This is a genomic window from Lacibacter sediminis, from assembly GCF_014168535.1.
Classification (GTDB): domain Bacteria; phylum Bacteroidota; class Bacteroidia; order Chitinophagales; family Chitinophagaceae; genus Lacibacter; species Lacibacter sediminis.
The window spans coordinates 4293280-4316548 of record NZ_CP060007.1 but is presented as its reverse complement, the minus strand read 5'-3'; the positions used below and the strand labels follow the sequence as shown (position 1 = coordinate 4316548).

The following is a 23269-nucleotide window of genomic DNA, read 5'->3' as shown; positions in this document are numbered from 1 at the left end:
TCACCGCATCACCCTTAAATTCAAAACAGAATGAAGAAGTTAGTAGTCGTTATTGCGCTCTTTGCATTGGCCGCTTGTGGCGAAAAGAACCCCAACAACAATGAACCGTTTGTAAAAGAGCGTGCAACTGTAAATCCTGCAGCAGTAAAAGAATATACTGCCGGTGCCGACACAGCAAAGTTTAAAGTACAATTGTTCGAACAGAAAGAATCGCTTAATTACGAAGTGAAGTTTTCATTCAAAGATGCAAGTAGTGAAAAGATCTTCACTTTGCCGAACATGGGCATTATGCCAAAGCCTGAATTAAAGAAAGGCGCTGATGATCTTTCCTGCATCATTGGTTTTTATGATGCTGACAGTACGTTCATGGAGTATCGTTTGGTGAAAGTTGAAAATGGAACTTTGTTATATCGTCACCTGAAAGAATACCAGGTAGAAGATCCAAAGAAGTAATACAGTTGATACACTGATAAAGAAGGTTGATGAGCGGTTTTTCACCATTCATCAACCTTTCTTCATTTTGAACCGTTCAATGGTTGTTGTTTTGTATTTTTCAAGATAAATACCATCAGTTATGAAGTCTCTGTATTCGGTTCTTTTTTTATTCCTTATCAGTAACATTGCTTTTTCACAAAGCATACCGCATTTTTTATCAAACCCCTCACTTACTCCCGATGGGCAGGCAGTTGTGTTTGCCTTTGAAGGCGATCTGTGGAAAGCAAACATCAGCGATGGACAGGCAACACGCCTAACAGCTATGCAGGGCTACGAAACATCGCCACGTATTTCACCCGATGGCAAGTGGGTCGCATTTACCGGGCGACAATTCGGAAACGCTGATGTGTTTGTGATGCCATTGAATGGAGGAGATGTAAAACAAATTACATTCCACAGCGGTAACGATGATGTGACAAGCTGGAGCTGGGATAGCAAAAGCATTTATTTTAATAGTGGACGTATGGGACAGGTGGCTGGTTTTAAAGTGGCTGCAGCAGGTGGCACCCCACAACGTGTATTTGGGAGTAATTTTTTCCAGTATGATCATAACCTTGTTGAACATCCAACAAGCGGTGAGGTATTTTTTAACGATACCTGGGAAAGTATTAGTCAATCGCAACGTAAGCGTTACAAAGGTCCGTTCAACCCCGACATACAATCGTATAATTTGAAAACAAAACAACATAAGAAATACACAAGCTGGGAAGGAAAAGATTTTGCTGCCACCATCGACAAAACAGGAACCGTATTTTATATTTCTGATGAGGCAAACGGTGAGTACAATCTTTACACATTTGATAATGGAAAGAAAAAAGCACTTACCCGTTTTTCTTCTTCCATTAAAACACCACAAGTAAATGCTAATGGAGGCAAAGTAGTATTTGAAAAAGACTACCAATTATGGGTCTATGATGTAAATAGCGATAAAGAAAAGAAACTTACTATTTCCATTGTACGTAATCATGTATTGCCAAAAGAAAAGGATTACGAAGTGCGTGGAAATATTTCGGCCTTTGATGTGTCGCCCGACGGTAAGAAACTGGCGTTCATCTCACGTGGTGAATTATTTGTAAGTGATGTGGATGGAAAATTTGTACAGAAGATCAACCGTGGTTCAGCAGAGCGTGTTCGTGAAGTAAGATGGATGAGTGATAATAAAACAATGCTCTTTACACAAACTGATGATGGCTACACAAATCTCTTTACTGTTCGTGCCGACAGCAGCAGTGCAGTAAAACAACTCACAACGGATAAACGAAACAACCGCAGTCTTGTTCAAAATAAAAAGCGGACAATGGTTGTTTATCTCAGCGGCCGTGATGAAGTGCGTTTACTTGATCTGAAAACACTGCAAAGCAAAACGATTGTAAAGGATGAGCTATGGGCTTTTCAAAACAGTGATCCCGGTTTTTCACCCAACGATGAATATGTATTGTTCACGGCACGTAGAAATTTTGAGGAAGATATTTTTATTCATCACATCAAGAATAATAAAACAACCAATCTTACCAATTCAGGTGTAACAGAAAACAGTCCGGTATGGTCTGGTGATGGAAAATATATCTACTTCGTTTCACAACGCTTAAAACCATCTTATCCATTTGGTATGGCCAATGCGAAAGTGTATCGTATTGCGTTAGAGAAATTAGATGAGCCTTATCGTTTAGATAAGTATAATGAACTGTTCAAAGAAGAAAAGAAAGATGCGAAAGGTCCAAACGCAGATTCTGGTAAAGTAATTACAGTTGATACCGATCTGTTGATGGAAAGGTTAGAGCAGATCAGCCCTTCACTTGGTGCACAGTATCTAATTAATGTGTATCAGAAAGGAGAGAAGACAACGGTTTTGTTTGTAAGTAATCATGGAGAGGGTCGTAATGCGATCTGGAAAACAGTGATTGAACCATTTGAACAAAACAAGACAGAGAAGATAGCAGGCACTGATAATATTTTTGGTTTTGAAACAATTGAAGTGAGCGATAAGTTTTATGCATTGTCAAACGGAACTATTGCAAAACTGAATCTTGATGCCAATCGTCTTGATCCTGTAAGTATTGGTTACACGTTCCGTCGTAATCTGCAGGAAGAATTCAACCAGATGTTTTACGAAACATGGGCCGGCATGGAAGAAGGTTATTATGATGAGAAATTCCATGGACTCGATTGGAAGAAAACAAAGGAATATTACAAACAGTTTCTTCCTTATCTCAATAGTCGTGCTGATCTGCGCACGTTATTGAATGACTTGTTGGGTGAACTAAATTCATCGCACCAGGGTTTTGGTACGTTTGGTGATGATGAAAATATTGCATTGAACAGTGCCACCATGGAAACAGGTATCATCTTCGAAAATGATGAGCCTTACAAAGTAAAATATATTGCGAAGCGTTCGGCTGCAGATCGCAAATCCATCGATATCAAACCCGGGGATGTATTGGTGAACGTGAATGACGAAACCGTTGATATAAACAAAGACCGTAATGCTTATTTCACCTTACCCTCACGTGACAGAGAATTGAAACTTACTTTCAAACGTGGTACAGAAATGGTGAATGTGAAAATTCATCCACAGGCAAGTTTGTTTAATACACTTTACGATGAGTGGATTGATAATAATCAAAAACGTGTGGATGAAAAAAGTAAAGGACGAATTGCTTATGGTTATATGAAAAACATGGGCACGGGTGAACTGGACCAATTTATTACCGACATGACACAGGAGTTGATCAATAAAGATGCACTCATCTTTGATCTGCGTTATAATACCGGCGGTAATGTGCATGATGAGGTGTTGAAGTTTTTAAGTCAGCGTACCTATTTGCAATGGAAATATCGTGAAGGAAAGTTAGCGCCGCAGTCGAACTTTTCACCGGCAGATAAACCAATCATTTTACTCATCAATGAACAATCGTTGAGCGATGCAGAAATGACAGCGCAAGGGTTTAAAGCATTAAAGCTTGGAAAGATCATTGGTAATGGTACGTATCGCTGGATCATCTTCACCAGTGGTATTGGTTTGGTTGATGGCAGTAGTGTGCGTATGCCGGCCTGGGGTTGTTATTCACTCGATGGAAAAGACTTAGAGATGAGTGGAGTGCAACCGGATATTTTACTGATCAACAGTTTTGAAGACAAACTCAATGGTAAAGATCCGCAACTGGATAAAGCAATCGAAGAAATATTGAAGCAAATCAAGGGGTGAGTGGTGAGTAGTGAATGGTGAGTGTGAGCTGTGGTTCATCAATCGTCATAAAATAAAAAAGCTGTGCAGTACTGCACAGCTTTTATTTTGCTAAATCATTTTAAAAATTCTTCTTTCTCAGTGTCTCTGTGGTAAATATTGTAAGCAAAGCGAACGATCCTCATTTCCCTCATTCCAAACCCTTAGCTTACTCTTTCTTCACAAACCGTATCATTGCACTGCTGTTTTCTGTACTCTCTAAATTTGCGGTGTAACGTACTCCATTTACATAGGCGATCATGTAAGATGTGTTGGGTGGAATAGCACCAAGGTTTTCCGCTACCATCACAAGCTCATTTGTTTCAGTTAATTCTTTCACTGCAAATTTTACAACGTATGGTTTATCGCTCAGCTTTACATGTTCAAATACCAAACGGTTATTCATGAACAGTGAAATAGAATCACCATCGATCTCAGCATTGTCATAAAAATGAATTTCAATTGTATCACCGAGCAAAGGCAATTCCGTTGTCAATACTTTTTTGCGTTCAACAAATTTCTCTTTAATGGTTGGCGCTTTCGTAACAGTAACTGCTGGTTCTTTTACAGGTGGTTTGTTTTCTGATTTCGTAACCGGTTGTGTTTCCTTCGGAATCGTTGGTTGAGGTTGTACAACTACTGGCTCAGACTTTGGCTCTTCACGTTTCGGCTGTTCGGTTACAATAACCGGTGGAGGTGTAACTACTACAACTTCCGGTTGCTTCACCGTTTTATGAATCGTTGCCACACTATCAATAAAATCAGGATCATTAGCACCAACAGTATAATTATCGATCACATAATTCCATTCGTCGGTAAACTGTGGTTGTTCCACTTTATCTAAATGCAGATCGCCTTTGTTTCTTTGTTCTTCTTTGGTCACAGCTTTTCCATCAAGCATCATTACTCCGCCACCGGGACAATTAAAATCTGCTTCCATCAATAATGGTACTGCGCCGGGTGAGGTAATGGCAATACGTCCTGTTTTTGCTTCCAGCAACTCATCATCCCACCAAACTACTTCATTTGTTTGCTGGTTGAAATAGCCTTTCACCGCATAACGACGGTAGTTAGTGGGATTCTCGTAGTAGTAGGATGTGCCGAATAAACTGTCGCCACGCTGAATGAGTTTCAATTCAAGTTTGGCTGGCTTTAAACCGCTGCCCACTTTGCCTTTCCACACACCTGTGATCATTTGTGCCTGTGCGAATAAGCTAAACAGAAGGGAAAAAGCCAGTATAAAGAAGTAATGTTTCTTCATGCGATAGTGCTTAAACGAAATGTTGATGTAAATATTTTTTAACGATGTTAATGTTTCAACAAAAGCAGCGGCATTTTTGTATTAGTTGGAAATTAGCGTATGGCACAGGCAAATATTCAACTTATTGGAGCGCTGCGTGAAACCGCAGCAAGGTTACGTAACGGAGCTGCGTATGCGTGGGGTAATCATGGTGCATGCAATTGCGGTAATCTTACACAGGTAGTTACCAAATTAAGTAAGGAAGAAATATTGGCGTATGCACACACCGGCATTGGTGAGTGGACCGAGCTTGCCGAAGATTATTGTGGTACTACAAATGCACCGGCAGGCTTACTCATTACCAAACTGCAGGAAATTGGTTTAACGCCGAGTGATATTCATAACCTGGAATATCTGGAAGACAAAGCCGTGTTGCAACGATTGCCTGGTGGTTTTCGCTGGTTGAAACGTAATGTGCGGGAAGATGTGATCATGTATTTTGAAACGTTTGCAAATATGTTAGAAGAAGAGCTAATCAACTCCATTAACATCCCTGTGAAATCGTTTTTTTACAGTAAACAAGAACTTGTTGTTTGCTGATTGCTGATCTGCGAAATACAAAGACCCCAAAGCATAATTTGGGGTTATTTTTTTAATTTTTTTTGCATTTCATGTTACCTGTTAGAAAAGAGCTTTAGGCTTTAAGCGTGCGCCTTCAGCTCATTTTGAGCTGCTTTACCTTTTTCAATCTTCGTAAAGGCAATAACATAAAATTTATTTTGCCTTAAAATAATTGTCATTATAAAAAATGAATGTAAGAGGTACCTGTAATGGGTTTCTTTCTTTGACATTTTAAATTATCTTTATAACAACGGTTAATTTTTATTAAAGAGAGGCTGAGCAAGTAGCTATGATATTCAAAAACGTTAGCCCCATACCATCATTAAATGAGTTTGTCTCAGTATACCGCCTGAGGCATTTTGTTGTACCTTCTCACCTTGCGATCAATGCTAAACCCTACCCTGTACATCCGGAAAACTGTATTGTGTTTTATTTGAAAGGTGCTGAAATCACAGAAGTGTTGGGAGAAAATAAAACAATTGCAAGACCCCGTTCGGTAATTACCGGACAGTTTACAAGTCGCATAAACAGGTTAAGTGCTTCTTCGGAAATATTAATGATACAAGTTGTATTTAAGCCCGGAGGCATCTATCGTTTAACCGGAATACCCGGAAGCGAATTGTTAAATCAACATATTGATCTTGAATCTGTTTTTCCTGTTGAAGGTCGTGAGACAAATGATAAACTTGCTGATGCACAAAGCTATGTAGAGATGATTGGTTTTATTGAAGAATTTCTTTTGACCATCGTAAAGAAAATCCGTGCCAAAAATGAACCCTTTGAAGAAGTGTTTCAATTAATCGCTGCAAACAATCAAAATCATTCTATTGATTGGCTGGCCAGTCAAGCATGTTTGTCGCAAAGGCAATTTGAACGGAAATCTGAAAAATATGTTGGTGTAAGTCCCAAACATTTTTCACGCATAGCCCGTTTTCATCAGTCTTATTGTATGCGGCTTGCGAATCCGTTTCATAGCTGGCTTACTATTGCAATAGCAACTGGCTATCACGACTATCAGCATCTTGTAAAAGATTATAAGGAGTTTGCATCTGTGCCTCCTACGTTACTTTTCAATCAGGAATCAAAAGCGCTTGAGCGAACGCTCGGTCTATTGAAAGAGTAAACGCAGAAAGTCGTTTATTTACCACTTAGCAGTAGTGTTTAGTTTTCATATTTACAGTCAAATAAGAATATTATGAAAATGAAACACGTTTTATCAGGATCTATACTGAGTATAATGCTGATAGTGACTGGCTGCGAAAAAGAAATTTCCCCCGCTGCTGAACCAGGTGAAAAAATGGTTATGCAAAAAAAGTTGGATCCGATCAATATACTACCCTTTGCCAAAAAATATGATGCCGGTATTCCGACAGCTTGGTTTTCATTATTAGCCGATTTATCCAAAAATACGCCCTTCCCGCCGCCTCAAATTGCGAGGATACTTAGCTACTCAGGCATTGCACTTTATGAGTCTGTTGTTCCGGGAATGCCATCCTATCAATCAATGTACAGGTACATCACCGGCAACAGCATTGAGTTTAGCAATAAAAAGGAATACTATTGGCCCGCTTGTGCAAATGCTGCTATTGCAAGTACAGCGAGCAGAATCATCAAGAGTTATAACGCCAATGCTGATCTTGCATCCATCCAACAAATGGAAGCGTCTAATAATGCTGCTTTCCTAAAAGAAGTATCTGCAGAGCAACTTCAATTTTCGATTGAGTTTGGAAAATATGTAGCCGATGTTATTTATACATGGAGTACAACCGACGGTACATTAAATGCAAATGGAACATTGGCCGGTTGTTCGCCTTATATACCTTTAGGTGGACTTGGTAACTGGGTACCCACATTCCCTGGATTTTTTCCTGCAGCAGGTGCATGTCAGGGAAACTTGAGAACGTTTTATTCAAATGCGGTTAATATAACATTGCCGCCTGCACCTCCTGTTTATTCTGCTGAACCTTCTTCAGACTTTTATAATGCAGCGAATGAAATTTATAATTTAAGTTTAAATCTTACAGTTGATGATATAAGGCTGTCACAAGCATGGAGAGACATCAGAGGAAATTATAATACACCTGCTCATATAGCAAAACTTACGTCTCAAATCATAACTAAAGAACATACAAATCTGGAAGAAGCCAGTGTGATTTATGCAAAAACATTTTGTTCAATGTTTGATGCCATTGCCGCTGTATTTAAAGCTAAGTTTACCTATTCTCTTTTGCGCCCTATAACTTATATAAGAAACGTTATGGGTTTCAACAACTGGACAACAGTTATACCTACACTCCAACATCCTTCTTATCCCTCAACATCAGCTTGTGCAGCAGCTTCAGCAGTACATGTATTGGAAGAATCTTTTGGTACTGAATATGCCGTTATTGACAGTACGCAAAATACTTTATATGGTACATGGACATATTCAAGTCTTGATGGATTTCTTCAGGATGTAGGTAAATCAAGGCTCGTGAGTGGTATTAATTTCAGGTTTTCAGTAAATGCAGGTATTAACCAAGGAAGACAAGTGGGGCAGTTGTTTGTCGATCTTCCGTTGAAAAAATTATAAAAAAAGGCGATAGTTTTTAAACTATCGCCTTTTTGTTTTAAAGCAGTTGATTATTTCTTAATCGCTTTCAGCATTTCTTCCACAGCTTTTTCAATCTGGGTATCTTTCCCATTGATGAGCGCATCATACGGAAGTTCAACACGTACATCCGGTTCCAGCTGAAAGTTTTCCAGCAAACGATTTTCTTTTACGCCAAAGTTTCCGATCATAGGTATGCCAAATACAAGTGTTGGATCAATTTGTGTTTCCCACCAAACCGATGTACTGGTGCCTGGTACCGGCATACCAATCAACTTTCCAATTCCTTTTGCACGGTATGCATAGGGGAAGGTATGTGCATCACTGTAATTGGCTTCGCTCATCACTACACAACTTGGTTTAAACCATTTGCCCTGCGGTTCACCACCTTCTGCACTAAAGCCATAGGGTTTAAACGTGATGTAATTTTTTCCGTTGAGAAAATTCGACAGGTCTTCATGTAACCAGCCACCACCGTTGAAACGTGTATCAACGATCAATGCTTCTTTACCGGCGTTGCGTCCAAGCACTTCTTCATACACGGTTCTGTAACTGCCATCGTTCATTCCCTGTACATGCACATAACCAACTTTTTCTCCACTCAGTTTATCAACCATGGTCCGCATCATGTTTACCCAACGTGTATAAAGTAAACCCTGTTCTGCAGCACCTGTAATTGGTTTTAAACTTTCTTCAAAGCGATTGTTTTTTGCAGGATCAAATATTGAGAGTAATACATTTCTTCCTGCCTTACGATTTAATAAGCGTGCCCAATCACTTGCAGCTGTTACAGCATCACCATCAATTTTTTCAATGATCATTCCTGCTTTTACTTTGCTGTTTGCAATGTCTAATGGTCCACCAGTGATCACTTCTGTGATTTTTAAACCATCACCTCCAACAAACTCATCATAAAACAAACCAAGCGATGCGGTTTGATCTGCATTTGGATTTTGTGAATTATATCTTCCTCCTGTATGTGATGCATTTAACTCACCCAGCATTTCACTCAGCAATTCCTGGAAATCATAATTATTGTTGATATAAGGTAAGAATCTGCTGTATGCTTTTTTATACATTTCCCAATCAACACCATGCAGTTTGGGATCATAGAATTTTTTCTTTACCTGCCGCCATGCATGCTCAAGAATATAAGCCCGCTCACCTGCGGTATTCAAAACCATTTCACTACGGATGCTGATCGGAGTGATCTTACCTGTTTCAGTTTCAAACTTCATTAAACCCTGTTCGCTGATCACAAACAAGGCTTTGCCATCAGCTGAAGCAATAAAATCTGCACCATTTCCTAAACGTGTAACGATCTTTGTTTCTCTTGTACGGGTATTCATTTCCCAGAGATCGGTATTACGTTCTGTTGTGGCAGAGTACCACAGTTTATCGCCTGTAGCAGATAATGCATAACTGCCAATATTCATTGAGTTGACAGTTAAACGAATTTTGCGGTCATGAATATTTTCAAAATTGGGCTGCCAGTTTTTCTTTGTAATCGAATCTTTTACTCTTGTTGCTGAGTCTTTCTTTGTTTTGTCTTCCTGTTCTTTCAGCAAAGCATAATCTTCTTTACTTAAACGGAAACGATCATAACCATCTTTATCAAAAAACATAATAGAGATGTCGGATTCTCTTGCGCCTTGGTAAGCCAATGGACGTTTACCATATTTATCGGTTGCCCATAACATTGCTTTTCCATCCAACACGTAAGTTTGTCCGCCATCAAAAAAACCGCTTTGTGTAACATCGGTGCCATCTTTATCAGAGCCATCAGCTTTATAGATCACTACTTCTCTTGAACCATAACGACCTTTACTGCTCACCGTTGCCAGCCATTTACTATCCGGGCTCCAATCATAACTCTGATCACCATCTGCATAAGAAAAATTTATCCCGGCAGGAATAATTGTCCTAAATGTCTTTGATGCGATATTGTATATTTTAATGATGTTGCGTTCTTCGAGATAAGCAATTTCTTTTCCATCGGGAGAAACATCGGGTTGAAATTCTTCTTTATCGGTTGCAATCACTGCTTCTTCTTTTAATAAAGTAGATGCATAGAAATAAGGTTCTTCTTTGCGAACAATACTGGAACGGTAAATATCCCAGCTGCCGTTACGTTCGGTTGAATAGTAAATGCTTTTACCATCGGCACCAAACTCTACCATACGTTCCTGCTGCGGTGTGTTGGTAATACGTTTGGTAATGCCGCCTTCCACACTTGTTACAAAAACTTCACCACGATAGATAATCGCTACTTCCTTTCCGTTAGGTGAAACAGCAAAATCGCCATTAGTAGCAACCACCGGAACAATCCGTTCTTCATTTGTTTTTGCATCTGCAATAACATTTACGTTTACTTTCTTTGGCTCTCCATCATTTTTTACAGTATAAATTTCTCCGTTCCAGGTGAAGCAAAGTGTGTTGTCGTTTGACCTGGTTAAATGACGAACAGGATGATCTTTAAATGAACTGATCTGCTTCTCTGCAATTTTTAAACGGATAGGTGCTTTGTAAATATTCTGATTGCCATTTTTTTCGGAGAGATAATACACATACTGATCATCACTGCTGAAAACGGGTTCACGGTCTTCGCCTTCATAACCACTCAACTTGGAATAGTTTTTTGTTTTAACATCATACAACCAGATATCTCTTGTTAGTGATGATGTATGATGTTTACGCCAGGCATCTTCTGTGCCTTTTCGATCCTGGTAGACGATCATTTCGCCTTTGCTGTTGTATTGTGCATGTTCCATACCTGTTGCAGAGATCAATACACTTCTTCCTCCTTTAACAGGAGCTAAGTACGATTGCAAAAACAAAGCACCTCTTGGGAAACGTACATTAGTATTCACTGTATGTCTTGCACTTCCGAACAATACAGATTGGTTGTCGATGCTGAAATCAAATGGAAAATCATTAGCAGAGTTATAAGTCAATCTTATTACTTCACCACCGCTTGATGGAATCGTAAACACATCGAAATTGCCATAACGGTCACTTGCAAATGCAATCGTTTTTCCATCTCGGCTCCACACCGGTTGATAGTCGTGTGCTTCATGCATGGTGAGTGCTAAAGCTGTACCGCCATCGGCACTTACTTTATACAGATCGCCTTTATAGCTGAATACAATTTCTTTTCCATCGGGACTGATGGCAGGGTAACGCATCCACAACGGATTTTCCTGGGCAAAAATGGTTTGCACAGAAACTGTTAATAAAATAGACAAAAGCAGTTTATACATAACCTGTCGTTTTAGAGTGGTAATTTAGCAGCTACTAATATAAAGAGGAAACAAACGAATGAGCACGCCACTTATCAATATTCTCGAAAAGAACAAGCATCAGTATTATCCTGTTGTTCCTTTTGATCCCGAAAAAGATCGATTGCTGAAAATGGATTTTACCGAAGCGAATAAAGCACTGACCAAAGATGTGATCGAGGATGTTTCAAAATTCAGCAGCTATGTTGATCAACAGTTAAGCAATGCAGGTGCCCGATATGGTATTGGCGGCTATGCAGAACATCGAACTGTTTACAGCAGAAGTAAAGTATTTGATGATATTGATGGCGGCGAACCAAGACGTTTGCATTTAGGTGTTGATATTTGGGGTAAAGCCGGAACACCTGTGTTTGCGCCGCTGGGTGGTATGGTGCACAGTTTTAAATTCAACGACCGTTATGGTGATTATGGTGCAACAATTATTCTGCTGCATCAATTGGAAAGTGCTGCATTTTATACACTCTGGGGTCATGTAAGTTTAAAGGATATTGCTATTGTTGAAGGACAATACATCAACCGTGAACAGGAGTTTGCACATTTTGGTGAACCACATGAAAATGGACATTGGCCTCCACACCTGCATTTCCAGATCATTGAAAATATTGAATTGCATGAAGGAGATTATCCGGGCGTATGCAGGATGAGCGATAAAAATTTCTATTTAAAAAATTGTCCCGATCCAGATTTGATCTTGCAGATGAATAGGTATTTATGATGAGTAATGAATGATCAGTAATGAGTCTTAACAGAGCTATTGTTTACAACCAGAATATAAACTTAATCGTGTTGCAGCAGATGCTATCTCATCATCTCACAACTAAATAATTAAACATTGCTGTTCCCTGTTGTTGCATAACGCTTACCCAGAAAGGAACAATGCCTTCAGTCATACGTGCATACTTCATATCGCCGAGATCCAGAATGTTTTCCGGTTTCCAGTTGAAGTTTTCTGCCAGCAGATGCTTCACCTTATTTTTTGCATCTATATCATTCCCGCAAATGAACAGGTTGTGATTAGCATCGTTTACCAACGCTGCATTTACCATCAGCTTTGCTGTAACTGTATTCAACGCCTTTACCACTCGTGCATCTTCCAACTGTTTTTGTATTTCTTCGCCCAGCGACCAGCTATTGCTGTATTCCGGTAATAAAGAAGGCGGCATGCCATGCGAAAAGTCGAGTGGATTGGTTACATCTATCACCACTTTGCGACTAAAATTATGACTACCTGCCTGCTGCAATGCATCAACAGCACCGGTTCCATTGAGACAAAGAAAAATCAATTCTGCAAAAACTGCGGCATCTTCAAACGTACCGTTCTTTGCATTACTTCCGTTTTGTGCCGTCCATGCAAGTGCTTTTTGGTTTGTGGCGGTGCGGCTGCCCAACAACACTTCGTGACCTTTGTTGATCAATGCTGTGCCAATTGTTTGGCCAACAGCACCGGTACCAAGTATTCCTATTTTCATGACGATTGGTTTTATTGTTTAGTTTTACAGTAAGTTACAACGAGAAATGGCCAATCCCAATTTAAATAGCGACAGAGAAGCATTAAGTGCTGCGGAAAAAGAATTTGAAAATAATATTCGTCCCTCGAATATTGAAGACTTCAGTGGTCAGCAACAGATCATTGAGAATCTCAAGATATTTATCAAAGCTGCGAAGATGCGTGGCGAAGCATTGGATCATGTATTGTTTCATGGTCCTCCGGGTTTGGGCAAAACAACATTAAGTCGAATTGTGGCAAATGAATTGGGTGTAAACATTAAAGAAACAAGCGGACCTGTTATTGAAAAGCCAGGTGATCTTGCTGGGTTGTTAACAGGACTTGAAGCCAATGATGTATTGTTTATTGATGAGATCCATCGCTTAAGTACTGTGGTAGAAGAATATTTATATGCGGCGATGGAGGATTACCGCATTGATATTATGATCGACAGTGGACCCAATGCAAGAAGTATTCAACTTAATCTCAATCCGTTTACATTGGTAGGCGCAACTACAAGAAGTGGTTTATTGAGTGCGCCGTTGTTATCACGTTTTGCTATTAAATCAAGACTGGAATATTATAATGCAGAAACGCTGCAAAAAATTATTCTGCGTGCAGCAGGTATTTTAAATGTGAAGATCACCAGCGATGCATCAAAAGAAATTGCAGGACGCAGCCGTGCCACACCACGAATTGCCAATGGACTGTTACGTCGCATGCGTGATTTTGCGATGGTGTTGGGTAATGGTGTAATTGATCTTGGTGTAACGCAACATGGTCTCAAAGCGTTGAATGTGGATGAGTATGGATTGGATGATATGGATAATAAAATTCTCCTGACCATTATTGAAAAATTCAAAGGCGGACCTGTTGGTATTACCACGATTGCAACAGCAGTTGGTGAAGAGTCAGGTACGTTGGAAGAAGTGTATGAACCATTCCTGATACAGGAAGGTTTTCTACAACGAACTCCAAGAGGAAGAGAAGTTACAATGAAAGCGTATGAACATTTAGGAAAAAAACCGCATGGTGGAATCAATCCCACCTTGTTCACATAAAAAAAGTCGCTGCATTGCAGCGACTTTTTTTAGACTATTTATTTTTTCTTTAGTGTGCCTGGTCACTTTCGATTTTCTCTTCCAGTTTTGGCTCATTCAATTCCACCACACGTTTCTTTTTAGCCCTGCTCATCATCACCATATTAAGCATTTCTACAATAAATGAGAAGGCCATACCGAAGTAAATATAATTCTTGAGGTGCAACTCATGTGCTGCTTCTGCATTCCATCCTTCAATTACTAAACTCAACCCGATCATTACAAGAAAGGAGAGGGCCAGCATTTTCAATGTTGGATGTTTATGAATAAATCCTGCAATTTTCGGACTGAATAAAAACATCACCGTCATCGCAATTACAACCGCAGCGATCATGATCTCAACATGCTTTGCTGTACCACCTGCAGTAATAATGCTGTCAAACGAGAACACCGCATCGATCAGAATAATTTGACCAATGGCCTGACCAAAGGAAATTCCTTTTGCGTTTTTATTAGCCTGGTTTGGATCTTCTCCTTCCAGCTTCTGGTGTATTTCATGAACCGATTTGTAAATAAGGAACAAACCTCCGGCGAGCATTACCAAGCTTGCAAGGTCAAATCCTTTTCCTGCAACTGTGAATACTGCTTTTCCTTTTTGTGATAGCAACCATCCTAATCCCATCAGCAATAAACTACGGGAAAGGATACCGGTGATCATCCACAGTCTGCGTGCCCGCTTCTGATCCTTGATTGATTTTAAACGGTTGAGAATAATACTTACAAAAATTACATTGTCTATTCCAAGCACTATTTCAAGCACAACAAGAACGATAAAACTGATAATACTCTCTGATGTAAAAAGATGTTCCATTTTTTCTTGAATTGTCAATTTGCAACATGCAATCGGCAAATCAGTTTGCCAATTGTCTTTTGCCCATTGCTTATTGATTTATGTTGTTACAGATTTTCTTTGCAATAGCAGGACCTTCATAAATAAAACCGGTCCATACCTGCACCAATGCTGCACCAGCATTCAGTTTTTCTTTTGCATCCGCTGCAGTGAAAATGCCGCCACTTGCCATAACAGGTACCTCGCCTTTTAATTTTTGTGCAATGTACTGTACAATTTCAGTACTGCGTTTCTTCACCGGCAAACCACTAAGTCCACCTGCGCCAATAGCGGCAACAATGGAAGAATCTGTTGAAAGTCCTTCACGACTAATTGTTGTATTGCTCGCCACCAATCCATCGAGTTGAATTTCTCTTGCAAGATCGATCACATCATCTAACTGCGATTGAGTTAAGTCGGGTGCAATTTTCAGCAGGATTGGTTTTTGAATATGTTCTTCCGCTTTAAGTTTTAAACGTTCGGCTCTCAGCGTTTGCAGATGTGATAAAATTTTATGCAACGAATCTTTCTCCTGCAGCTGACGTAAGCCCGGTGTGTTGGGGCTACTCACATTCACCACAAAATAATCGACGTAATCAAACAGTTCATTAAAACAGATCTCATAATCTTTCCATGCATCTTCGTTCGGTGTTACTTTATTTTTGCCGATGTTACCCCCAATGATAAGATGTGAGTGGTGAGTGGTGAGTGGTGAGTGGTCGTCGTACTTCTTTCTTCGTACCTCGTACTTCCTTCGCCATTCTACTAAGCGTTTCTTTACAGCTTCCACTCCTTCATTATTAAAACCCATGCGGTTGATGATGGCTTTGTCTTTTGGTAAACGAAACAGGCGGGGTTTGTCATTACCATCCTGCGGTTTGGGTGTAACGGTTCCAATTTCCACAAAACCAAAACCCAGCACTTCCAGTTCCCGCAGATACTTTGCATTTTTATCAAAACCCGCTGCAAGGCCAACAGGATTCTTAAATTCCAATCCCCACTTTTCAACAGCCAGATTTTTTGCTGTTGGTTGAAAGCTTGCAGCTAACAGTTTTCTGATGAATCCAATTGAACAGAAGAATCGCAGAGCATTCATGGCGAAATAGTGCACTTTCTCTGCGTCAAACAAAAAGAAAAACGAGCGAATCAACTTGTACATGGCTGCGAAGATAAACCCCAAAACCGGATCACAAATTAACAGCATTCATTTGCTGATATTTCTTTTGAAACCTTAACTTTGAACTAGAAAGTTGCATAAACAACTATTTAACGATTGAACCTAAAATTATTACTATGCAGGAAGCATATATCGTAGCGGGTTACCGCACAGCAGTGGGCAAATCAAAACGTGGCGGATTCCGTTTTACAAGGCCCGATGATCTGGCTATTGATGTCATTAAAGGCTTGCTGGCAAGCGTGCCGCAACTTGATCCAAAGCAAGTGGATGATGTAATTGTAGGAAATGCGGTGCCTGAAGCTGAGCAGGGGTTACAGGTAGGCCGCATTATTGCTGCACGTGCTGTTGGTTTTCATGCACCGGGTATGACGGTGAACCGTTATTGCGCCAGTGGTTTGGAAACAATCGCTATCGCCACTTCAAAGATTCGTATGGGTATGGCCGAATGTATTATTGCGGGTGGAACTGAAAGTATGAGCATGGTGCCAACAGCAGGTTGGAAAACCGTGCCTGCTTATTCCATTGCGAAGGATGAACCCGATTATTATTTAAGCATGGGCTTAACTGCCGAAGCGGTTGCGAAAGATTACAACGTGAGTCGTGAAGACCAGGATCTGTTTGCATACAATTCACATATGAAAGCAAAAGCTGCCATTGAGAATGGTTTTTTCAAAGGAGGAATTCTTCCAATTAATGTAGAAGAAGTAGCACTTGATGCAAAGGGGAAAAAGCAAACAAAAAATTATGTGATCGATACCGATGAAGGCGTGCGTGCTGATACAAATACAGAATCATTGGCAAAACTGAAACCTGCATTTGCAGTGAACGGAACAGTTACAGCCGGCAACTCATCGCAAACAAGTGATGGTGCTGCGTTTGTATTGGTGATGAGTGAGCGATTAGTGAATCAATTGGGATTAAAACCAATTGCACGTTTGGTGAATTGTGTGTCTGCGGGTGTGCACCCACGTGTTATGGGGATTGGTCCGGTTGAAGCAGTGCCGAAAGTATTGAAGCAGGCAAATATGAATCTGGGTGATATCGACCTGTTTGAATTGAACGAAGCGTTTGCATCGCAGGCGTTGGCAGTTATCCGCACACTTGATCTCAATCCGGATATTGTAAATATCAACGGTGGCGCAATCGCATTAGGTCATCCCTTGGGATGTACAGGTGCTAAATTGACGATCCAGATCACACAGGATATGAAACGTCTCAACAAAAAATACGGAATTGTTACAGCATGTGTCGGTGGCGGGCAAGGCATTGCCGGAATTATCGAAAATATTACGTAACAAATGATAAAAAATACGAATGAGATGGCCCCTGCAAAGGGGCTTTTTCATGTGGTTCTTTCTTTACTGCCGTCATTAAACTTTTTGTACATTCATAAGTCTAACGATCTTGTATCCCTCACATCAAAACCAAATTAACTATGGATCGCAGGGAATTTCTTACTGCGGGTAAACGATCGGGAACTGCTGTTCACAGCATTTCAAAAACTTCAGCAAGAACATATTCGGGCCTGAATGCCTACAACGGGCAATGGACCAAAAATGAAGTGGTGCATTTACTTAAACGCTGCATGTTTGGTGCAACGCTTGCCGATATTAATTACTTCGCAGGGAAAACAATGAATGAGGCGGTTGATGAACTATTAAATCCAACTGCTCCTTTACCTGCTCCTCCCGTAAAAGATTATGATGGTGTAACAGGCGCAACCACTCCCGATAATGATGTGGTTGCCGGTGAAACATGGGTGAACAGCGTGAATAATGATGGAACGATCCAAAGCCGCAGAAGAGCAGCGTTTAAAAAATGGTGGATGGGTTGCATTATTCAGCAAGACAGAAGCATTCGTGAAAAGATGTTACTGTTCTGGCACAATCATTTTGCAACAGAAACAGTAGATGTAGGCAATGCAAATTTTTTATACAAGCATGTCAATCTCCTCAGAACAAAATCATTGGGGAATTTCAAGCAACTGGTGCGTGATATAACACTTGATCCTGCCATGTTGATCTATCTCAATGGACGATTGAATACAGCCACTGCGCCGGATGAAAACTATGCACGAGAGCTGCAGGAACTGTTTACATTAGGGAAAGAAAATAATCCAAACTATACCGAGGCTGATGTGAAAGCTGCTGCAAAAGTGCTTACCGGTTGGCGGGCAGATAGTAATGTGAATACATTCCCTTCGTATTTCACTTCGTCACGCCACGATTCAACAAATAAAACATTCTCTTCTTTTTTTAGTAATACAGTTATTACCGGAAGAACAGGTACAACAGCAGGTGATCTTGAATTAGATGATCTGCTGAATATGATCTTCGCCAGGAACATGGAAGTTTCACGCTTCATGGCGAAAAAGCTCTATCGCTTTTTTGTGTATTCAGAAATTGATGCAGCAGCAGAGGCAAACGTAATTGAACCATTAGCTCAAATACTCCGTAACAATAATTGGGAAATAAAACCTGCTTTAAGTGCGCTGTTAAAAAGCGAGCATTTCTTTGATGTACTCAACCAGGGAGCTATGTTGAAATCGCCATTGGAACATGCAGGTGCTATTTGCAGAGAATGGGGGGTGTTGTTCCCCAATGCAGTTACTGAATATGCTGATGCATATGGTATGTGGAATTATGTGATGACAGTTGCAGCGAACTACCAACAGAATTTAGGAGATCCCCCAAGTGTAGCTGGCTGGCCTGCTTATTACCAGGTGCCGCAGTTTTATGAATTATGGATCAATACCGATACACTTCCAAAGCGAAATCAATTCAGTGATCTCATGATCGGCAATGGTTATACACGCAATGGGAAAAAGATTGTGATTGATGCAGTGGCTTTCACGAAAACACTCAGCAATCCGGCTGACCCTAATATGCTCATCAATGAATTGTTTGAAATGCTGTTCCGTATTCCTATTTCACAACAGGCAAAAGATCAGTTGAAAAAAGATTTTCTGTTGACGGGACAAGATCAGGATTATTACTGGAGCAATGCATGGAACATTTATATCGGATCACCCATAACAACCAACTTCAATATTGTGAATACACGTTTACGTGGATTATTTAAGTATTGTATGAACCTTGCCGAATACCAGTTGATGTAAAATCAAAACCCGTTTACATGAAACGAAGAGACTTTTTACAGAATACGATCCCGGCAGCAGTATTGCCTTCGCTGGTTGATAATTTTTCCATCCGTGTGTTGGGCGATAATCCCGTAATGGCCGCCTTGCTTAATACCTATGTTGAAACAGATCGTGTATTGGTGATTATTCAGCTCAATGGCGGTAATGATGGATTGAACATGGTCATTCCTTTAGATCAATACAGCAAGTATTACAATGCAAGGTCAAATATTGCTATTGCAGAAAATAAAGTATTATCCCTAAGCGGAACAAATGCAGTTGGTCTTCATCCATCCATGACGGGTTTGCAAACATTGTACAACAATGGTAAACTGCGTTTAGTGCAGGCCGTTGGTTATCCTAATCCTAACTTTTCTCATTTTCGTGCAACAGATATCTGGATGAGTGCAGCTGATAGCGATGAACAATTAACTTCGGGCTGGGGTGGCCGTTATCTCAATGATCAGTATCCGAATTATCCTGTTGGTTATCCTAACACAACAGTACCGGATCCTTTGGGAATACAAATCGGATCATCTGCTTCACTTGCATTTCAAGGCCCAAGTGTAAACATGGGCATCAGTATTTCAAGCGCTACAAATTTTTATAATCTTATCAATGGCATTCAGGATCCTGCTCCTGCAACACGTGCCGGTGATGCCTTGCAGTATGTGCGTTTGGTGGCAAAACAATCCAACCAATACTCAACTCGAATTTCTGCTGCTGCAGCAGCTGTTCCAACGCAGGGAACATATCCAACCAATAACACATTGGCCGATCAGTTGAAAATTGTTGCACGGCTGATCAAAGGAGGATTGAAAACAAGAGTGTACATGGTAAGCATGGGCGGATTCGATACACATTCAGCACAAACAAATACCGATACATCAACAGGTAATCATGCAACGCTTATGCAGCGATTGAGTGATGCGGTAAAAGCATTCCAGGATGATCTGCAAGCAATGGGTATTGAAGACCGTGTATTAGGTATGACCTTTTCAGAATTTGGACGAAGAATAAAATCTAACGCCAGTACAGGAACCGATCATGGCGCTGCAGCACCACTCTTTGTATTTGGAACAAAAGTAAATCCTGGCATTTCCGGTGTTAACCCAACGATACCCACCACCGCAACAGTGAATGATAATATTCCCATGCAATTTGATTTTCGTAGTGTGTATGCTACCATTTTGCAAAACTGGTTTTGTGTTGATAGTACAACACTCGAAACGATCATGCTGCAAAACTTTCAGCAGCTAGGTCTTTGTGCAAGCGGCAACTGCAGCACCACAACTGATGTGAATGATATCCGCAATGCAGGCATCACACTTATTTCAAACTACCCGAATCCATTTACATCTTCTACCACCATCAGCTTTACAACCAAGGGCGGACACACATTAGTGCAGGTGATGGATGCACTTGGCCGTGTAATACAAACCCCGGTTGATCGGGTGTATGCTTCAGGCAAATACCAGGTTACTTTCGAGGGTTATGCTTTACCTGCCGGAGTTTATTATATGCGTTTCCAGAACGGAATGACACAGCAGGTAAAACCCATGTTAAAGGTTCGGTAACCCCGAAATTTTTTTTGGAACGAAACCGCAGGCGCTTATATTTGCAACATCGTTTCAAAAAATAAGCATGAAAAAACTATTATTCCTATCGGTTTGTTTTCTGTTGGTTGCTGCAGTTTCAGCTCAGACTAAGACAGTTGATTTTACCGGTTCAGTAATAAACAGTATTGACAAACTAGGTTTGCAAGGGGCTAATATCTTTATTCCCGATCTACGAAGGGGAACATCAGCCGATGCAAATGGAAAGTTTCAGTTTAAAGACCTTCCGGCAGGTTGGCACCTGGTAGAAATATCATACAGCGGTTTCAACAGCGTTATTCTCAACATCGAATTCAAATCAGATATTGAAGAAGTGTTTCAATTGAAGCCAACTGTTGCCGAACATAATGAAGTGGTGGTAACAGGTGTGTCATCAGCAACTTCGTTACGTAAAGTAACTACACCGGTTGTGGTGATGCGTAAACAGGAATTATTACAGACAGGTTCAACCAATATCATTGAGGCGTTAACAAAAAAGCCGGGTATCAGTCAAACAAGTACCGGTCCTGCTATCAGCAAACCGGTGATTCGTGGTTTGGGTTATAACAGAGTTGTGGTGATCAATGATGGTTTGCGTCAGGAAGGTCAGCAATGGGGCGATGAACATGGTATTGAAGTGGATGAATACAGTGTGCAGAAAGCAGAGATATTAAAAGGGCCCGCTTCATTGATGTATGGCTCAGATGCAATTGCAGGTGTGGTAAACTTCATCAGCAATGTGCCGGTGGCAGAAGGGAAGTTGAAAGCAAATCTGTTTGGTAATTATCAAACCAATAACAGGCAACGAGGGTTCTCAGGAAATGTTGCCGGTAATAAGAATGGATTTTTATTTAATACCTATGCTTCATTTAAAGATGCAGCCGATTATAAAAATGCAGAAGATGGCTATGTGTTCAATTCAAAATTTAATGAACGGAATGCTGGTGCTATGCTGGGTTTGAGTAAAAAGTGGGGATATAGTCATCTTGTGTTCAGCACATTCAATCAAAAGCTTGGATTGGTGGAAGGTGAGCGTGATAACGATGGGAACTTTATTAAGTATGGCGGTAGTTCATTTGAAGCTGTTGCAACAGATGATGATTTCAGATCTGTTGTTCCATCAATTCCTTATCAGCATATCACACACGATAAAATTGTTAGTGACAACAGTTTATTTATTCGTGGTGGTAAACTGAATCTGAATGTTGGTTTGCAACGTAACCAACGCAGAGAATATGGTAATGCAGAGGATCCTGCTGAGCAGGAATTATATTTTGATCTGAAGACGATCAACTACAATGTGCAATATCATCTCAAACAAATAAATGATTGGAAGGTTTCATTTGGCCTGAGTGGTATGAATCAGCAGAATACAAACAAAGGTGCTGAAGCAATTATTCCTGATTATAGTTTAAACGATGCAGGTGCATTTGTTTTCTTACAAAAGAAAGTGAAAGGTTTTGATTTCAGTGGTGGTGTACGCTTTGATAACAGAACAGTTAACGGAAAAGAATTGCTGGAAGGTCCTGATGTAAAGTTCAATGCATTTGAACGCAACTTTTCGAACTTATCTGCAAGTGCAGGCTTCACTTATGAATTTCCGAAAACGGTATTGTTTCGTTTTAATGTGGCAAGAGGTTTCCGTGCACCAAACATGGCTGAATTAAGCAGCAATGGTGCACACGAAGGAACCAACCGTTATGAAGTGGGCGACAATGGTCTCAAATCAGAAATAAGTTTCCAGGCAGATGCAGGTATTGAATTAAACAGCGAGCATCTGACACTCACGGCTTCATTGTTCCATAATAATATCAAGAACTATATTTTCTTCGAAAAGCAATCTTCTGTTGCCGGTAACGATTCAATCATTACCATTGATGGCGAAGATTTTTATCTTTTCCGTTTTGTACAACAGGATGCAAGATTGTATGGATTGGAACTTTCGCTGGATATTCATCCGCATCCGTTAGACTGGCTGCATTTTGAAAATTCATTTTCATTTGTGCGTGGCTTGTTATCAGAAAGGTTAGAAGGCAACAAGAATATTCCGTTCATACCTGCAGCAAGAGTGTTAAGTGAATTGCGGTTTGAACTTTTTCACAGGCAGCAAAAGACTGTCCGCAATGCTTATTTCAAACTGGAGCTTGATCATAATTTTGCACAGAAGAATGCGTTCACAACGTACAATACAGAAACTGCCAGTTCTTCGTTCACATTATTAAACGCCGGACTTGGTACCGAGTTTCAAAAGAACGGTAAAACAATAGCCGGTATTTACTTCGTGGCATCAAATCTTGCAGATGTAGCGTATCAGCATCATCTCAACCGATTGAAATATGCAGGTGAAAATCCGGCAACAGGTAAAACAGGTGTGTATAATATGGGGCGCAACTTCAGTATTAAACTAAATGTTCCATTAGAATTTAACTGGAAGTGATACTTCGTTGTGTGAATTGTGCTGAGTATGGTTTCAAT

Annotated in this window: 16 protein-coding genes; 11 read left to right on the top strand and 5 right to left on the bottom strand. The window is 40.3% G+C overall.

Annotated features, from left to right (window positions below; translation table 11 throughout):
• Nucleotides 1-30: 30 nt before the first annotated feature.
• Together H4075_RS18375 and H4075_RS18370 are read left to right on the top strand one after the other, a co-directional pair.
• Nucleotides 31-453, top strand: a complete 423-nt coding sequence (locus tag H4075_RS18375) for a hypothetical protein (protein WP_182802281.1) — start codon at nt 31-33, stop codon at nt 451-453.
• A gap of 121 nt (nt 454-574) precedes the next feature.
• A complete protein-coding gene (locus tag H4075_RS18370) occupies nt 575-3700 on the top strand; it encodes a S41 family peptidase (RefSeq protein WP_182802280.1) in 3126 nt (1041 codons plus the stop codon).
• 187 nt (nt 3701-3887) lie between these two features.
• Here H4075_RS18370 and H4075_RS18365 read toward each other — a convergent pair whose 3' ends face one another.
• On the bottom strand, nt 3888-4979 hold the full coding sequence (locus H4075_RS18365; RefSeq protein WP_182802279.1) for a hypothetical protein: 1092 nt from the start codon (nt 4977-4979) through the stop codon (nt 3888-3890).
• Nucleotides 4980-5078: 99 nt separating this feature from the next.
• Here H4075_RS18365 and H4075_RS18360 point away from each other — a divergent pair, with 99 nt between their 5' ends.
• The 3 genes from H4075_RS18360 (at nt 5079) to H4075_RS18350 (ending at nt 8151) form a co-directional block, all read left to right on the top strand.
• Nucleotides 5079-5558 carry a hypothetical protein gene (locus tag H4075_RS18360; RefSeq protein WP_182802278.1) on the top strand — a complete coding sequence of 160 codons (480 nt, stop codon included), beginning with the start codon at nt 5079-5081 and terminating at the stop codon, nt 5556-5558.
• Nucleotides 5559-5868: 310 nt separating this feature from the next.
• Nucleotides 5869-6702 carry a helix-turn-helix domain-containing protein gene (locus tag H4075_RS18355; protein ID WP_327059381.1) on the top strand — a complete coding sequence of 278 codons (834 nt, stop codon included), beginning with the start codon at nt 5869-5871 and terminating at the stop codon, nt 6700-6702.
• Between the two features lie 180 nt (nt 6703-6882).
• Nucleotides 6883-8151: a phosphatase PAP2 family protein gene (locus H4075_RS18350; RefSeq protein WP_182802276.1), complete on the top strand. Its 1269-nt coding sequence runs from the start codon at nt 6883-6885 to the stop codon at nt 8149-8151.
• A gap of 50 nt (nt 8152-8201) precedes the next feature.
• On the opposite strand, the gene H4075_RS18345 is transcribed toward H4075_RS18350, so the two are convergent.
• Nucleotides 8202-11429, bottom strand: a complete 3228-nt coding sequence (locus tag H4075_RS18345; RefSeq protein WP_182802275.1) for a S41 family peptidase — start codon at nt 11427-11429, stop codon at nt 8202-8204.
• Between the two features lie 58 nt (nt 11430-11487).
• Here H4075_RS18345 and H4075_RS18340 point away from each other — a divergent pair, with 58 nt between their 5' ends.
• A complete protein-coding gene (locus H4075_RS18340) occupies nt 11488-12183 on the top strand; it encodes a peptidoglycan DD-metalloendopeptidase family protein (protein ID WP_182802274.1) in 696 nt (231 codons plus the stop codon).
• Nucleotides 12184-12274: 91 nt separating this feature from the next.
• Here the strand turns inward: H4075_RS18340 and H4075_RS18335 are convergent, their stop codons facing one another.
• Nucleotides 12275-12937 (bottom strand): NADPH-dependent F420 reductase, encoded by a 663-nt coding sequence (locus H4075_RS18335; protein ID WP_182802273.1) that lies wholly within the window; start codon nt 12935-12937, stop codon nt 12275-12277.
• 46 nt (nt 12938-12983) lie between these two features.
• Between H4075_RS18335 and ruvB the strand changes: the two genes are divergently transcribed.
• Nucleotides 12984-14015 (top strand): Holliday junction branch migration DNA helicase RuvB, encoded by a 1032-nt coding sequence (gene ruvB / locus H4075_RS18330; RefSeq protein ID WP_182802272.1) that lies wholly within the window; start codon nt 12984-12986, stop codon nt 14013-14015.
• 49 nt (nt 14016-14064) lie between these two features.
• Here ruvB and H4075_RS18325 read toward each other — a convergent pair whose 3' ends face one another.
• Both H4075_RS18325 and H4075_RS18320 read right to left on the bottom strand, forming a co-directional pair.
• Complete coding sequence (locus tag H4075_RS18325; protein ID WP_182802271.1) at nt 14065-14865, bottom strand: TerC family protein; 801 nt, start codon at nt 14863-14865, stop codon at nt 14065-14067.
• Between the two features lie 70 nt (nt 14866-14935).
• Nucleotides 14936-16042 (bottom strand): quinone-dependent dihydroorotate dehydrogenase, encoded by a 1107-nt coding sequence (locus H4075_RS18320; RefSeq protein WP_182802270.1) that lies wholly within the window; start codon nt 16040-16042, stop codon nt 14936-14938.
• Between the two features lie 134 nt (nt 16043-16176).
• Between H4075_RS18320 and H4075_RS18315 the strand changes: the two genes are divergently transcribed.
• The 4 genes from H4075_RS18315 to H4075_RS18300 all read left to right on the top strand — a co-directional run bounded on the left by H4075_RS18315 (nt 16177) and on the right by H4075_RS18300 (nt 23231).
• Nucleotides 16177-17355, top strand: coding sequence for a thiolase family protein (locus H4075_RS18315; RefSeq protein ID WP_182802269.1), 1179 nt, complete (start codon nt 16177-16179; stop codon nt 17353-17355).
• Between the two features lie 140 nt (nt 17356-17495).
• Nucleotides 17496-19178, top strand: coding sequence for a DUF1800 domain-containing protein (locus H4075_RS18310; RefSeq protein WP_182802268.1), 1683 nt, complete (start codon nt 17496-17498; stop codon nt 19176-19178).
• Nucleotides 19179-19195: 17 nt separating this feature from the next.
• Nucleotides 19196-20776 (top strand): DUF1501 domain-containing protein, encoded by a 1581-nt coding sequence (locus H4075_RS18305; protein ID WP_182802267.1) that lies wholly within the window; start codon nt 19196-19198, stop codon nt 20774-20776.
• A gap of 67 nt (nt 20777-20843) precedes the next feature.
• Nucleotides 20844-23231, top strand: a complete 2388-nt coding sequence (locus H4075_RS18300) for a TonB-dependent receptor (protein ID WP_182802266.1) — start codon at nt 20844-20846, stop codon at nt 23229-23231.
• Nucleotides 23232-23269: the final 38 nt, after the last annotated feature.